Raw genomic sequence first — 13936 nt, 5'->3', positions numbered from 1 at the left:
TCGATGAGCGCCCGAAACCCTGACAGCGCCTGTCAGGATCGGAACCCTTGCGCCCTGTCCTCCTGAGGGATCACCTTGAGCGCTCGCGCTGCCGCTTCGGCGAGAAAGGCGTGGGAATCCGTCAGGATGGCCTGCAGTGCCGGAACCAGCTCCCGGGCGCGAATGGCAGCAGCCGTCTCGATCGCCATCAGCTTGCGCGGTAGTGGCTCGTCCATGTCGAGCAGGATGTACTCCAGCCCCTGAAGGATGGGTGCACCCGGCGCCGCAGCACGTTTCGCTCCGTTCGCGGTGGGCGGCATCCACGAGGAGCCAGGAGTCGCCGAGGGTCCCCCGTCGTGCACGAGCGCTGCGGCTGCGCGGCGCGCGACGCGGCGGATCGCGGCGTCGTCATCGAAGAGGCGGGGCAGGATGGCATTCGCTGCCTCCGGGAAACGCAGCTCCCCGAGCACGTGCGTGGCCCAGAATCGTGTATCCGCATCAGGAGACGCGGCCCTCACCGTCATGAAGGGCAGCGAGAATCGCTGGACGGCGATGACCAGTGTCAGGAGCGGTCCACACTCCGACGCGGGCGGGAGCTTGTTGAACTCTTCCTGACCGCGTACACCGGCGAGCAGCTCGCGCATGCGCCGCTCGACCCGAAGTGGACCCGGGAAGCGAGCAGCAATCGCCTTCGCCGCGAGCTCTCCATCCCGTACCAGCTCGGCGAAAGCGCGCGGGGCGTCATCACCATCGTCGAGGACGAGTTGCACGAGCGCAGCATGGTCCCGGGCGAGCCCCTCTCTGCTCCGGTCACCGCGCCCAGCCCAGCGCTGCTCACTGCCTTGCAGCGAGATATGCTCCGGGAGCGAACCAGGATGCACCGCGGGAGACGACGAGCTGCTGTCCCCTGGGGTGTGAAGCGCATGCTCCGTGGGGTGCAACGCCTCAGGTCGCAGCAGCGCGCCCTGTTGAGGCGTGGGGCGGCCTGTGCTCTCGAACCGCGCGTCGGACGCTCCGTACTCTCCAGCGTCGACGCTCTCCCGGTAGCGGTACGGCGTGACCAGCTCCTGCGTCGGGGCCGTGGCAATGTCCCGCAGGCGCGGTGCGGATGCCGCGCTGGTTCCCGAAGCCGGCGCGCTGCCCCTGAAGGCCCCCGCCATCGATGCCATCGAGATCGGTTCGAGATCCTCGACACCGGTCCCCCTCAAGCCGAAGGCGCTCGCCACCGTGTCGAACGAGCTCAGATCTGTCTGGCTCTCCAAGGCACCGTCAGCTCCAGGAGTCCCCGCCGAAGGGGTCGTCGTGGGCGAATCGTCTCTTCCCGCGGGTCTGCCTCCTCCTCCTCGGGAAGCCGCGTCTCCCACGGCATCGCGCCATCCACGAAGCTCCTTGAGCAACATGGAGCGCGTGCGCTCGGAGAGCGGTCCCTGGCCAGTTTCATCAACCCTGGATGCCTCGGGTGCGTGCTGCTCTTCGCCGCCCGGCTCGGGCTTCACGCCACCCTCTGGCTTCACGTCCAGAGCTGCGACGGCCGGGAGCGAGCCTTGCTTGCTCTTCTTCTTGCGCAGAATCAGCCGCTCGAGCACCTGGCTCGCAAGCGCCGACAAGGCGATCAGATCACCGATTTCTGCGAGCTGAGCCGCTACATCTCCATCATCTCCGTAGATGAGCGCGACGACACGCCCGCGCACGGACAGAGGCAGGATGGCGGCCCCCGCCACGGCTGGTCGACCCAGCGCGTGCAGCAACGCCTGATCTGCATCGGTGCGTGGTAGCGAGGCCACCCGCACGACCGCAGAACGCCGAGCCTCCTCGAGCCCTCCTGGAGCATCGAGCGCAAACCGTAGAGACCCGATCTCGGCAGCGGTGGCCCCTGGTCCTGCGGCCCGACGACCGTGAGCCACGTCTGCTTGAACGGAGAAGAGGGCCGTGTACGTGAAGTACTGAAGCGCAAAGTCGAAGAGGACGTCGAGCACTGCCTCCGTGGTCTCGACCCGCGCGAGATCCTCCTCGGCCATCGCCAAGGTGAAGGGCCCGCGGCGACGTCCTCGCGGCGCCAGCGAGGAAAGGTGGGCCAGTGGGGCGCCTGAGGGATCCACCCCGTCGCGCTCCTCGCCCGCTGCCTCGGACAGCGCTGCCGGAGTCGCAGGGGTCCCAGGATCCTGGCCCGAGAGTGCCCGCTGAACCCAGCCATCGAACACACGCGCCGGGGGCAGCGCTGGTGGATGCACCGAGGTCTGCTCCTGAGCCGACGCAAGAGGCAGGTCCGAAGCGGCACTCTCGGCTGCCGGCGAGACATCAGGGTCCGGTGCCGGTGGCGTCGGAGTCGGCCATGCCGAGGGCACTGGCGTTGGGATCATGGAGGCCGTCGTCGACTGCGGAGGCAACGTGGGCCCCGCATGCTGCGCGGGCCCTTGAGCCATACCGGCCGGGTGCCCTGGCGACGTTTCCTCTCCGGTGAACGTTTCCTCTCCGGTGAACGTTTCCTCTCCGGTGAACGTTTCCTCTCCGGTGAACGTTTCCTCTCCGGTGAACGTTGCTTCCTCTTCATGCCAGGGAGGAATGGACAGACCGCGCAGCGTCGGTCGCGGCGGCGGGATCGCCGGCTCTGCAGCTACCTTCTCATCCGCCGCAGCGGGAGCAGACCCCACGGCAGCCTGTGCCTGCTGGTCCAGCCTTCCTGCGAGCCGTAGAAGCCGGCCCTCGATGGTTGCGCCGTAGTGCTGCGCCTGCGCTTGCCGGATCCGCACCAGCGGCGCAGCGACGAGCTCCAGCGCTGCCGCGAGCGCAAAACCCAGGTCCTCCTCGACCGCTGCCGGGAGCAGCTCCGATGTCGCGATGAGGAGCACATCCTGCTCACCGCGCCGGAGCTCCAGGGGGAAGAGGCGGTGCCGCACCGCGAGGTCGAAGGGCAAGGCGCGCAAGACCTCAGGAGAAGCGGGAGAGAGTGCGCCCACGGCCGGCGGCAGTCCCAGGCTCTCGGCGAAGAGGGGCGTCAGCTCCCGTTCGCTCGCAGCGCCGCCTTCGAGCAACGCCGTGGCGAGATCTCCACCGTGAAGCACCTGCCTCGCGATGGCTGCTTCGACTGCGCTCATCGAAGCCACACCGCGCTGCACCAAAAGTGAGCTGAGCGTCAACATCCGTATTCGCTCGTGGCAGGAGAGATCCGCACGCGGATTGAACGGTACCGGACCGGGTCCGTTCCCGTCGAGACTCTTCGTTTCACTCCTGGAGGCGACACGTTCAGAGAGAGGCTCCCCCAGCCGGTGGAGCATGGTCCTGGTCCGTGCTGCCCTCCTGCTGGTGAGGCGCCGATCCCAGGACGCAGGCGAAGCACAAGCCCGCCGTCTCGCGCTCGCCAGCGACCGTGACCAACAGAGTGCCGCAGTGCGCTTCAAGGATTCCACGTGCGATGCCGAGGCCCAGCCCCAGGCGCTCGCGACGGCGCGGCGGCGGCGGCTCACCGCTAGGGCTCGGGATCTTCACATCGAGCGCAACCCGCTCGACGAACGGCTCGAAGATGCGCTGGAGAACTTCCGGGGGCACTGGCCCTGCTTGATCCGAGATGGTGACCGTGGGCCGCCCATCCCCCCCCCAGGCCAGCCGCACCCGGACCGCTCTGCCACGCGATCTCATGAGGGCCAGTGATGCCACATATCCGAGCGCCACCTTCAGGAGCGGTGCGTCTGCCGCGAGGCTCACCTCACCCTCGCGCAGCTCGTTGTCCACGATCAAGCGCACCTGCCGGACCGCCGCAGCTTCGTACAGGTCGGCCGTGATATCCTGGATCAGCACCACTGGATCGCACGGGCCGACCAGCATCGCCCTCTGCGGGTTGGGATAGAGCCACACGGCGTGATTCAGCTCGTCGAGGAGGGTCGTGAGCCGGTCACCTGCCCCGCGAACCCGATCCAGCATCTCGCGGTGGGAGGGCTCGATTCGCTTGTTGTACCTCAGGAGAAAGTCGACGCCGGCCAGCATCGTCGCAAGCTCACCTCGCAGATCATGACCAACGCGGGCGAAGAACTCATCATCCAGGATGTTCATGAGGCTCCTACCAATGCATAGTCTCCTGATCTTCACCCGGGCAGGCACGATTCAGCCGCAAATCGTGTCAGGGCGGGCCGCAGTGCAGTGCTCTCTGCAGTCGGCTCACGCACCTGGTCCCTCCCCCGATGCGCCCGTGATGCCTCAGGGAAAGCCGCTTCCCCTCACCGGTGGACGACCGGGCTGCAACCTCGAGGCGGTGCTGAGCCGTCGACCTCCCCGTGCCGAGGGGGGACATATCCGCCCGCTGCCAACAATCCCACCCTCCACGGGTGGTGGTTGCGGCCAAGTCGCCACACACTGAACCATGAATAGAGGATCATGGCCACAGCGAAGCAGAGCGAGATTCCTCCGCCTGAACGCCACATGAGGGGAGACGACGGGGTGAGCGAGCAACAGCGGCGTGTCCTCATCGTGGACGATGATCCTGATTTCCTCGCGATTGCAGAGGCTCACCTCGCCGAGCACGGTTTCGCGGTGGAGCGCGCCTCTGGAGGACTGCGGGGTGTCTTCCTGGCGACTCAGGTGGTGCCGGACGTGATCCTCTGCGACCTGCGGATGCCTGGCATCGATGGCTTCGTCGTGGCCGATGCGTTGCGCGCGGACCCCGCCACCCAGAACACCGTCATCTTCGCGTGCACAGGTCGCCGCGACCTTGAAGCCAGGGCAGCCCTGCACTCTTCGTCGTTCGATGGCGTGCTGGTGAAGCCCGTGGACTGGGACGCTGCCGCTGGCCTCATCGGAGAAGCCATCACCCTGCGTGGCAAACCACGCTCGCTCTTCTGACGAGCGCCGCGACGAGCACCGCGACGAGCGCCGCGATGAGCGCCGCGACGAGCGCCGCGACGAGCGCCGCGGGGGCGGGTAAGGGCTATCCCGAAGAGAGTACGGGAAGCATAGGACGCGGCATCTCACCTGAATCCTGCGGCATCACCCTGAGGACTCGGGTATACACGTCAACGACTGCCAGTGCTCTCGCAACGGCCTCGCGGAGTCGACCAGCCTTCCGAGGTCGACCGACTCCTCCCGGAGCAGCGCGCTGGATCATCCCTCAGAGAGACCCAAGCCGAGAAGAAGTGATCTGATGGACCCCACAGGCAACCACGACAACGCGCCGCTCGTGTTGGTGGTCGACGACTTTCAGGACAACCGCGAGATGTTCGCGGAGTACCTCTCGTTCTCGGGATTTCGCGTGGCGGAAGCCGCCACCGGTCGTGAGGCGCTCGATCGGGCTTTCGAGCTGATCCCTGATCTCATCCTCATGGATCTTTCACTCCCCGAGATCGATGGCTGGAAAGCGACCCGCCTCCTCAAGGGCGATCCTCGAACCAAGGACATCCCCATCGTCGCGCTCACCGGACACGCGCTGGCGGGTCATTCACGCGAAGCCAAGGACGCCGGCTGCGATGCCTTCCTCACCAAGCCCTGCCTGCCCGACACCCTGGTGGCGGAGATCCGACGCGTGCTCGCCACCCGTGGTGGTACGAGCGCGACGTGATCGAGCCATGCTCTCCGGCTCGCTGACGTACCTCAGCATTGTGCCCTCGGCAGGTACGCTTACGCGGGGGGACGGGGGACGTCGGGCACAGGACTCCGGCCGCGCCTGACTTCCACGCTGGGCTCTCCTCTGGCTAACTCGGGGACGAGGTCGAGCAAGATGGCGCGGGTCACACGCAAGAAGGTCACCACCAAGCGAGACAAGCCGAGCGCGCGCTCTTCGACATCGCTCGAGAGTGAATGCGAGCGGCTCGAGCAACTCTGTCATGCGCTGGAAGAGCGCGCGGAGGCGATGGAGGTCGCGCACCGACAGACCGTCTCCACGGTCTCTCATGATCTGTGCAACGCCCTGAGCGTCATCGTCATGAGCGCGCGGCTGCTGCTCCGCACCGTTGCCCCTGATGCCCCGGGGCGCAAGCAACTCGACGCCATCCTGCGAGCCTGCGATGAGATCGAGCAGCTCGCGCGAGACCTCGTCGATGCCAACCATGTCGAGGCAGGCACCCTGCGCGTGGATCATCACCCGCAGGACATCGCCCCGCTCGTGGAGCAAGCTCTGGAGATGGCGGGCCCTGCAGCGGCAGCAAAGCCCGTCACGCTGTCCAGCGACGTGGCCCCCGGGCTCAGCGCGGTGGCAGCAGATCGCGAGCGGCTGCTCCAGGTCCTCCTCACGCTGATCACCAACGCGGTACGGTTCACACCGCGAGGCGGCCGCATCACGCTCCGGGCCGAGGCTGCAGCGCCGTCGAGCGGGCGTGGAGTCCAGTTCTCCATCGTCGATACGGGCCCCGGTATCCCGGTCGACCAGCAGGACCGCCTCTTCGCGCGCTTCTCGCAGAGCCGCCGGCCTCCCTGTCAGGTCGTCGGACTCGGGCCGTACGTCGCCAAGGGCATCGTCGAAGCCCACGGTGGTACCATCTGGGTCGACAGTCAGGTGGGCGTCGGCACGACCGTGCGCTTCACCATGCCCCCCGCCGACTCCGTCCAGCCCCCTGCCGCCATCGCGGCCGCAGTTTAGCCGCGCAGAGCCAGCCCCGACAGCCACCGGCGCAGGATGTGGCGCCCCTCGACAAGGTGGGCGAGGGACGTCCATTCATTCCGCTGGTGCGCCTGCTCGTTCACGCCCGGACCGAAGTTCACGGCTGGCACACCGAGCGCTGCAAACCGTGCCACGTCGGTCCATGCCTGCTTCGGCTCCACGGCCGTGACCCCAGCATCCCGCAGACGAACGACCAGCGGATGAGAGGCGTGCGGAAGCGCGGAAGGGCTGAGATCCATCCAGGCGATGTCGCCGCGACCTCCGACGAGCGCTTCCACATCACGCTGCGCCTCCTCGATCGACGTGCCCGGAGGAAAGCGGTGGTTCAGGTTCAGGCTGAACTCGTCAGGGATCACGTTGCGCCCTCGTCCTCCCTGCGCCAGGGTCGCCGAGGTCACCGAACGATAGAGCAATCCGTCCACGACCACTTCCCGCGGAGCGAGCGCTGAGAGGGCGGTGAGCAGCCCTCCCGCCTTGTGGATGGCATTCTCTCCCTGCCAGGGTCGCGCACTGTGTGCCGTCCGACCACGGAATGTCACGGCTGCGTGCAGCGACCCGCTCGCCCCCAGGCTCAGCCGGTTGTCACTCGGCTCGAGGCATACCGCGAGGTCGACAGAAGCGAGGTCCGGTTCCCGCTGGAGAACCAGCCCGAGTTCATTGTCCTGAAAGGGCCCCTCCTCGCGCGCATAGAAGACCAGGGTGAGGTCGAGCCTGTCGAGGTCCACCGGCGCGTTCAAGGCGACGTCGAGCATCAGCGCCAGGCCGGACTTCATGTCGCTCGCACCGGGCCCGTACAGGCGGTCGCCTTCGATGCGCGGCGGCCCATCGTGCGCTGTACGCACCACGTCGAGGTGCCCGGCGAGCACGATCTTCGGCCCACCAGAGCTTCGCGTCACCGGCACGACGAGGGAGTCGCCGTGCCTCCGGGGCGGCTCGGCCAGCCGAGCGCCCTGCAAGCGCTCAGCGACCGCCCCGCAGAGCGCGCTCTCTTCACCCGTGGGAGACGGAATCTCGCAGAGCCACAGCAGCAGCCTGGACAGCCACTCGGCACGGTCCTCGTCGTGCCCTCCTTGCGTCGTCATACCGCCACACCGAAATCACGCAGCGCCGCGTTCAGAGACACCTTGCGGTCGGTCGCCTCCGAGCGCTGACCGATGATCAGGGCGCAGGGCACGCCAAACTCGCCTGCGGGGAACCGCTTCGGCCGGGTGCCCGGGATGACCACGCTGCGGGGCGGCACGTAACCGCGGCGCTCGACGACCTCACTCCCGCTCACGTCGAGGATTGCCGTCGACGACGTGAGCACCACCCCTGCACCGAGCACTGCTTCTTCACCCACCACCACGCCCTCCACCACGATGGCGCGTGATCCGACGAAGACCCCATCTTCGATGATCACCGGCTGGGCCCCCGGAGGCTCGAGCACGCCACCGATGCCAACGCCTCCCGACAGGTGGCAGCCACGCCCGATCTGCGCGCAGCTCCCCACCGTGGCCCAGGTATCGACCATCGTCCCACCACCGACCCACGCCCCGATGTTCACGTAGCCCGGCATCACGATCACCCCCGGCTCGAGGAACGCACCGTAGCGAACCGCTCCGGGAGGGACGAGGCGCACCCCTGCCCTGTCGAGGCCATGCTTGAGCGGGATCTTGTCATGGAACTCGAAGGGGCCAACCTCCATCACCTCCATCTTGCGCAGCGCGAAGTAGAGGAGCACGGCCTGCTTCAGCCACGCATGGGTCACCCACGCGCCGCCCACCCCGCCGCGCTCGGCGACGCGCAGCTTTCCCTGGTCCAGCCCCTCGATCGTGCGCAACACGGCCTCCTCGTGCGTCGCCGATCGGAGCAACCCCCGGTCTTGATAGGCCTCTTCGACGAGTGGTTTCAGCGCGTCGATATCCATGCTGTTCGGCCTTTATCACGTTCCTCCGGACGCACGTGCGCCCGTTCTCAAGATCGGCCGCACCGGCACGGAACGCGTGCCCGAAACAGATCTCGCGCCGTCAGGAGAGACGTCTCGCGGTCACGCGACCAGCGTGACCACGGGTGCCTCGGGCTCCGGCAACGTCAGCTCGATCCGCGCCCGCTTCGCCGTCGCACAGGCGACGGAGCGCGCGAGCATGCCGCTTTCACGCAGCGGCACCTTCAGCTCCACCGGGCTCCCGGACGGCCTCGTCGCCTTGAGGCTGTGGGCCGCAAGCACCGTCATCACCGCCCGCCCATCGGGGCGGCGATGCACCTGGATCTGCGGGCTGGTCACGCCCGCAGCCCCCAGGATCCCCATGGCGATCTCGAGCAACCCGCCCACGAGCCGCGGATCGGCATCGATGTTGTCGCAGTCCTGCCCGCAGGCGATGGTGACCTTCACGGCGGGCTCCCCCTCGGAGAGGCCGGAGCCACGCTCTCGCAGGAGATCCGTCAGGTTCAGGGGAGTGGGCCTCAGATCCAGCGAGGCGACCACGAGATCCAGCAAGGGAAAGGTGCTCTCCAGCGCGCGCGAAGCCCGACGGACCTGCGACTCGAGTGTCAGCCGTTGCCGGGCGTCGATGCCTCGCTCCGCGGCCCCCTTCCCCTTGCCGCTCTTCCCCCCCTCGTCCGCGCCTTGCGCAAGCTCTGCTTCGAGCCTGGTGACCTCGGCGACGGCATGCTGGATCACGGCTTGCGCCGCGGCGATCCCCTCGGCATCTCCGGCAAGCTCGTCTTGAAGTGCGGCGTCGAGCTCCTTCAGGTCGACCCGCAGCGTCGCGCAGCCCTCCCGCACTTCGGGCAGGGCCCGCAGGATCCCCCGCGGCCCCACCCGGCGTGAGCCGAGGAGCTGCACGAAACTCTCCACCGCAGCGACGCCATCACACACCGCGCCGCGCGCGGCACCGAGGCGCTCGCGGGGCATCAGGACGCCGAGGCGGACGCGACAGGCGACACCTCGTAACCCGCGAAGAAGTACGCGATTTCCCGCGCCGCGGTCGAGGTTTTGTCCGAGCCGTGGGCCGCATTCTCGCCGACGCTCGCCCCGTACAGCTTGCGGATCGTACCCTCCGCCGCCTTCCCCGGGTCCGTCGCGCCGATCACCTCGCGGTAACGCGCGACCGCATCCTCGCGCTCCAGGGCGAGGACGATGATCGGGCTGCGCGACATGAACGCGCAGAGCTCGTCGAAGAACCCGCGCCCCCGGTGCTCCTCGTAGAAGCCCTCCGCTTCATTGCGCGTGAGATGGATGCGCTTCATCGCTTTGACGGTGAATCCCTCCGCCTCCAGCCGGGCGAGGATCGCACCGGCATGGTTCTTCTCAACGGCGTCAGGCTTGATGATGGAAAGGGTTCGCTCCAGGGCCATGATGGGGGCCGGGATAGGCGAATCTTCACGCCTTTGCAAGCATTTCTGCGCCCGACGGCTGGCCCGGTCCAGATGCTCGCCTGGCTCCCCGGGGCGGGTCAGCGACACCCGCGGCCAGGCCACGCCATGAATCTGTAACATTGGCCTGCTAGAAACGAAGCCATGCCCAGCCACGTGCTCATCGTCGAGGACGAGAGCGATCTGCAGCGCGTCCTCGCCTACAACTTCCGTCAGGCCGGGTTCGATGTCGTCTCGGCCATCAACGGGGAGACCGCCCTCCGCGCCCTCAAGGAGGAACGCTTCGATCTGATCATCCTCGATCTCATGCTGCCCGATGTGTCCGGAACCGAGCTCTGCCGCCGCATCAAACAGAACCCCCAGACGGCCCAGACCCCCATCGTCATGGTCACCGCCAAAGGGGAGGAGGTCGACCGGGTGGTCGGTTTCGAGCTCGGCGCCGACGACTACGTGGTCAAGCCGTTCAGCGTCCGTGAGCTCATTCTCCGCGCCCGCGCCGTGCTGCGCCGCTCGGAGGGCACCAGCACCGCACCCGAGCGGTTCGACTTCGGCGGGCTCCGGATCGACCGCGCCGCGCACCGCGCCTGGGTGGAGGGACAGGAGGTGGCGCTCACGGCGCTCGAGTTCCGGCTCCTCATGATGCTCTACGACCGGCGTGGCCGCGTCCTCTCGCGCGACCTGCTCCTCGACGAGGTGTGGGGCTCCCACGCCGACGTGACCGCGCGCAACGTCGACACCCACGTGAAGCGGGTGCGCGAAAAGCTGGGCTCTGCAGGGGAGTACATCGAGACGGTCCGCGGCGTCGGCTACCGGTTCCGCTCCGACGCCAGCGAGGAAAGCGACGGCTGATGTGGCAGCGACTCGGCATCGGCGGCAGGCTGGTGCTCGCAACCGCGGTCGTCCTCCTCGTCGCCGGCGTCATGCTCGAGCGGCTGAGCTCTCGTGAGCTCGCCTCCATCCTGGACGCCCACGCCGCTCCCCCTGCCGCCATCGAGGCGGCCCTGGACCGCTCGCGCCAGCTCGTGCTCGTTGGCGTCGGAGCTGCCATCCTGGTCGCCGCGATCGTCGGAGCGGCTGCCGTGTTCCTGGTCACCCGCCCGGTCCGGCGCCTCACCCGGGTTGCGCTCGCCATGGCCGAAGGGAACCTCTCGGCCCGTGCCCCTGACCGCGGCTCCGGCGAGGTCGAGCAGCTCGCCCAGGCCCTGAACCAGCTCACTGGCAAGCTCTCCCGCTCCATCCGCGAGCTGCGCGCCGAGCGCGACGTGCTCGCGGGCATCCTCGACGGCATGCGCGAAGGCGTCCTCGTGCTCGACGGTGGTGCCCTCATCGTCCTCGCGAACCGCGCCGTGCGGGGGATGGTCTCCGTCGGGGAAGAGTCGGTGGGCAAGACCGTGCTCGAAGCGTTCCGGAACGCCCGCCTCGCGGAGGCCGTCGAGCGCGCCCAGAACCAGGGCGAACCGGTCGACATCGAGGTCGAGCTCGGGCACCTGTTCGGCCTCGGCCGGAGCACCGCCTTTGCCATCCCCGCGCCGCGCCGCATCCTGGTCCGGGTCTCCCGCCTCCAGGGAGACGGGGCCCGCCCGGGCGTCATCGCCGTCTTCCACGACGTCACCGACCTGCGGCGTCTCGAGACCATCCGCACCGATTTCGTGGCCAACGTCTCCCACGAGCTGCGCACCCCGGTGACGGCGATCAGCACCGCCGTCGAAACCCTGCAGCTCGGCGCGCTCTCCGATCCTCACGACGCGCCCGAGTTCGTGGCGATGATCGACCGCAACGCCCGGCGCCTTCGCCAGCTCGTGGACGACCTCCTCGACCTGTCGAAGATCGAGTCCAGGACCCACAAGCTGGACCTCCAGGACCTCGACGTCACCAGCGCGGTGGAGCACGCCGAGCACCTCTGCGCAGAGCCGGCACGCCGCCGGCGAGTCACGGTCACCCTCGATCTCCCCCCTGAGCTTCCCCTCGCCCACTTCGACCAGCGCGCGCTCGAACAGGTTCTCACCAACCTGCTCGACAACGCCATCAAGTACGCCGGCGAGGGCGCGCACGTCACCATCTCCGCCCGCGTGGAGGAGCGGCTCGTGGCGCTGACCGTGGCCGACGACGGCCCTGGCATCCCCGCCCAGCACCTCGGCCGCATCTTCGAGCGTTTCTACCGCGTCGACGCCGGACGCTCCCGTGACCTCGGGGGCACCGGCCTCGGCCTGTCGATCGTGAAACACCTGGTCGAGCTGATGAACGGCACCGTGGATGTGGAGAGCGCCCTCGGAAAGGGCACCAGGTTCACCGTGCGCCTCCCGCAGGCGAAATGATCCCCTGTCCTGACCCACCCCTCCGCCCCCCATCCACCCACCTGTCACGTTCCCGTCACCGGGCACCGGTAAGCATGAAACCTCGGATGAGGGGGCTTCCGTGACGACGTTCCGGGGTACGCTCCCTGCCCGCCCGAGCGACCCCGAGCCACGACCATTCCCCTGCAGATGAGTGCCCTGGAGAGCGAGATCGATCCCGACGCGACGCCCGAACCCAAGCTCCAGATCTCTCACCTGGATGCCTACTTCAACGATCGGCACGTCGTCCGCGACATCACCCTGAGCGTTCCCCAGCGCCGGGTCACTGCCATCATCGGCCCCTCGGGGTGCGGCAAGTCCACCTTCCTGCGCTGCCTCAACCGCATGCACGAGCACGTCCCCGGGGCCCGGGCCAGGGGCGCCGTCATGCTCGATGGGGTGGACGTCTACCACCCCTCGATCAACCCCGCCCGGCTCCGACGTCACGTGGGCATGGTCTTCCAGAAGCCCAACCCGTTCCCCACCATGTCGATCCGCGACAACGTCCTCGCTGGCCACCGCCTGAACGGGACCCACGTCGACGCGCCCGGAGAGCTCGTGGAGCGATGCCTCCGCCAGGTGGCCCTCTGGGACGAGGTGAAGGACAGGCTCGGACGGCCCGGCGTCTCCCTCTCCAGCGGACAGCAACAGCGGCTTTGCATGGCCCGGGTGCTCGCCGTCGAGCCGGAGGTCATCCTGCTCGATGAGCCCTCCTCCGCGCTCGATCCCATCGCCACGGCGCACATCGAGGAGCTGATCGAGGAGCTGAAGGAGAGGTATACTCTCGTCCTCGTCACCCACAACCTCCAGCAGGCGGCTCGCGTCTCCGACTACATGGCCTTCTTCTACCTGGGGAACCTCGTGGAGTTCGACCGGACCGACGTCATCTTCACCAATCCCAAGGAAAGCCGGACCGAAGACTACCTGACCGGCAAGTTCGGTTGAGAACCAGCCCGATGCCCACGCACACCAGCAAGGTCTACGAGCACGAGCTGCGAACACTGCGCGACAAGCTCCTCCTCATGGGGAGCCTCGTCGAGGAGATGATCCACAAGGGCCAGGCGGCGCTCTCCACGCGCGACTCCGGGCTCGCCAAGGCCACCATCCGCCTCGACCGGCGGTGTAACCGCCTCGAGTGCGAGGTCGACGAGCTGTGCATGCGCATCCTGGCGACCCGCCAGCCGGTCGCCTCGGATCTGCGCTTCGTCACGGCAGCCCTGAAGATCGTCACCGATCTCGAGCGCATCGGCGATCTCGTGGTGAACATCTGCGAGCGGGTCGAGGAGCTGAACGAGGAGTCCCCTCTCCAGGTCACCGAGGAGCTCACCAGCCTCTCCGAGGAAGCCGCCGCCGTGGTCCGTGAAGCGCTCGATGCGCTGGTCTCTCGCGACGTCGAGCGCGCTCAGAAGCTCCTGTCCCACGACGACCACATCGACGACCACTACGCGCGGATCTTCCAGGACGTCCTCGCCCTCATGAGCCGCGACCCCTCGACCGTGTACCGGGCCACCCGCGTCCAGTCGGTCGCGAAGTACCTGGAGCGCATCGCGGACCACGCGATGAACATCGCCGAATCGGTGGTCTTCCTGGTCAACGGACGGGACATCCGCCACTACAACCGCCTCAAGGAGAGCGACCCGCTCGAGGTCGATCACGACGTGAGGCCTCCCCAGCGCAGCCGCTGAGG

At 67.9% G+C, this 13936-nt stretch carries 13 protein-coding genes; 7 read left to right on the top strand and 6 right to left on the bottom strand.

Features of this window, described 5'->3' with window-relative positions:
- Window positions 1-32: 32 nt before the first annotated feature.
- Both CAP_RS48175 and CAP_RS17410 read right to left on the bottom strand, forming a co-directional pair.
- Window positions 33-3074: a GspE/PulE/PilB domain-containing protein gene (locus CAP_RS48175; protein WP_197041218.1), complete on the bottom strand. Its 3042-nt coding sequence runs from the start codon at window positions 3072-3074 to the stop codon at window positions 33-35.
- A 148-nt stretch (window positions 3075-3222) separates the two neighbouring features.
- Window positions 3223-4062, bottom strand: a complete 840-nt coding sequence (locus tag CAP_RS17410; protein ID WP_156040886.1) for a sensor histidine kinase — start codon at window positions 4060-4062, stop codon at window positions 3223-3225.
- A 285-nt stretch (window positions 4063-4347) separates the two neighbouring features.
- Between CAP_RS17410 and CAP_RS17405 the strand changes: the two genes are divergently transcribed.
- The 3 genes from CAP_RS17405 (at window position 4348) to CAP_RS17395 (ending at window position 6541) form a co-directional block, all read left to right on the top strand.
- On the top strand, window positions 4348-4812 hold the full coding sequence (locus tag CAP_RS17405; protein ID WP_044241925.1) for a response regulator: 465 nt from the start codon (window positions 4348-4350) through the stop codon (window positions 4810-4812).
- A gap of 298 nt (window positions 4813-5110) precedes the next feature.
- Window positions 5111-5524 carry a response regulator gene (locus tag CAP_RS17400; RefSeq protein ID WP_044241924.1) on the top strand — a complete coding sequence of 138 codons (414 nt, stop codon included), beginning with the start codon at window positions 5111-5113 and terminating at the stop codon, window positions 5522-5524.
- A 159-nt stretch (window positions 5525-5683) separates the two neighbouring features.
- Entirely contained in the window at window positions 5684-6541 is an 858-nt protein-coding gene (locus tag CAP_RS17395) for a sensor histidine kinase (protein WP_081864978.1), read from the top strand.
- Here the strand turns inward: CAP_RS17395 and dapE are convergent.
- From dapE to ndk, 4 genes are all read right to left on the bottom strand, one after another.
- On the bottom strand, window positions 6538-7644 hold the full coding sequence (gene dapE / locus CAP_RS17390) for a succinyl-diaminopimelate desuccinylase (RefSeq protein WP_044241922.1): 1107 nt from the start codon (window positions 7642-7644) through the stop codon (window positions 6538-6540). The genes CAP_RS17395 and dapE overlap by 4 nt on opposite strands.
- On the bottom strand, window positions 7641-8468 hold the full coding sequence (locus CAP_RS17385; protein WP_044241919.1) for a 2,3,4,5-tetrahydropyridine-2,6-dicarboxylate N-succinyltransferase: 828 nt from the start codon (window positions 8466-8468) through the stop codon (window positions 7641-7643). Before CAP_RS17385 ends, dapE begins: the two co-directional genes overlap by 4 nt.
- Before the next feature lie 120 nt (window positions 8469-8588).
- A complete protein-coding gene (locus tag CAP_RS17380; RefSeq protein ID WP_044241916.1) occupies window positions 8589-9455 on the bottom strand; it encodes a hypothetical protein in 867 nt (288 codons plus the stop codon).
- The gene (gene ndk / locus CAP_RS17375; protein ID WP_044241915.1) at window positions 9455-9898 is read right to left on the bottom strand and encodes a nucleoside-diphosphate kinase; all 444 of its coding nucleotides are present in this window, start codon (window positions 9896-9898) and stop codon (window positions 9455-9457) included. Before ndk ends, CAP_RS17380 begins: the two co-directional genes overlap by 1 nt.
- A 162-nt stretch (window positions 9899-10060) precedes the next feature.
- Between ndk and CAP_RS17370 the strand changes: the two genes are divergently transcribed.
- The 4 genes from CAP_RS17370 (at window position 10061) to phoU (ending at window position 13934) form a co-directional block, all read left to right on the top strand.
- Window positions 10061-10765 (top strand): response regulator, encoded by a 705-nt coding sequence (locus CAP_RS17370; protein ID WP_044241914.1) that lies wholly within the window; start codon window positions 10061-10063, stop codon window positions 10763-10765.
- Complete coding sequence (locus tag CAP_RS17365) at window positions 10765-12231, top strand: HAMP domain-containing sensor histidine kinase (protein WP_044241912.1); 1467 nt, start codon at window positions 10765-10767, stop codon at window positions 12229-12231. The genes CAP_RS17370 and CAP_RS17365 overlap by 1 nt, the downstream gene beginning before the upstream one ends.
- Before the next feature lie 168 nt (window positions 12232-12399).
- Window positions 12400-13194 (top strand): phosphate ABC transporter ATP-binding protein PstB, encoded by a 795-nt coding sequence (pstB, locus tag CAP_RS17360; RefSeq protein ID WP_044241910.1) that lies wholly within the window; start codon window positions 12400-12402, stop codon window positions 13192-13194.
- Between the two features lie 11 nt (window positions 13195-13205).
- Window positions 13206-13934 carry a phosphate signaling complex protein PhoU gene (gene phoU / locus CAP_RS17355; protein ID WP_044241908.1) on the top strand — a complete coding sequence of 243 codons (729 nt, stop codon included), beginning with the start codon at window positions 13206-13208 and terminating at the stop codon, window positions 13932-13934.
- The last annotated feature ends 2 nt before the right edge of the window (window positions 13935-13936 follow it).

This window comes from Chondromyces apiculatus DSM 436, from assembly GCF_000601485.1.
GTDB lineage: Bacteria > Myxococcota_A > Polyangia > Polyangiales > Polyangiaceae > Chondromyces > Chondromyces apiculatus.
Note: the sequence above shows the minus strand (reverse complement) of the source record. Positions and strands in the feature narration are given on the sequence as shown.

Bases quoted from the DNA above. Each gene is read 5' to 3' on its own strand.
- CAP_RS48175 (WP_197041218.1), bottom strand. From the start codon at position 3,074: ATGAGCGCAGTCGAAGCAGCCATCGCGAGGCAGGTGCTTCACGGTGGA.
- phoU (WP_044241908.1), top strand. From the start codon at position 13,206: ATGCCCACGCACACCAGCAAGGTCTACGAGCACGAGCTGCGAACACTG.
- CAP_RS17400 (WP_044241924.1), top strand. From the start codon at position 5,111: ATGGACCCCACAGGCAACCACGACAACGCGCCGCTCGTGTTGGTGGTC.
- dapE (WP_044241922.1), bottom strand. From the start codon at position 7,644: ATGACGACGCAAGGAGGGCACGACGAGGACCGTGCCGAGTGGCTGTCC.
- ndk (WP_044241915.1), bottom strand. From the start codon at position 9,898: ATGGCCCTGGAGCGAACCCTTTCCATCATCAAGCCTGACGCCGTTGAG.
- CAP_RS17385 (WP_044241919.1), bottom strand. From the start codon at position 8,468: ATGGATATCGACGCGCTGAAACCACTCGTCGAAGAGGCCTATCAAGAC.
- pstB (WP_044241910.1), top strand. From the start codon at position 12,400: ATGAGTGCCCTGGAGAGCGAGATCGATCCCGACGCGACGCCCGAACCC.
- CAP_RS17370 (WP_044241914.1), top strand. From the start codon at position 10,061: ATGCCCAGCCACGTGCTCATCGTCGAGGACGAGAGCGATCTGCAGCGC.
- CAP_RS17365 (WP_044241912.1), top strand. From the start codon at position 10,765: ATGTGGCAGCGACTCGGCATCGGCGGCAGGCTGGTGCTCGCAACCGCG.
- CAP_RS17405 (WP_044241925.1), top strand. From the start codon at position 4,348: ATGGCCACAGCGAAGCAGAGCGAGATTCCTCCGCCTGAACGCCACATG.
- CAP_RS17395 (WP_081864978.1), top strand. From the start codon at position 5,684: ATGGCGCGGGTCACACGCAAGAAGGTCACCACCAAGCGAGACAAGCCG.
- CAP_RS17380 (WP_044241916.1), bottom strand. From the start codon at position 9,455: ATGCCCCGCGAGCGCCTCGGTGCCGCGCGCGGCGCGGTGTGTGATGGC.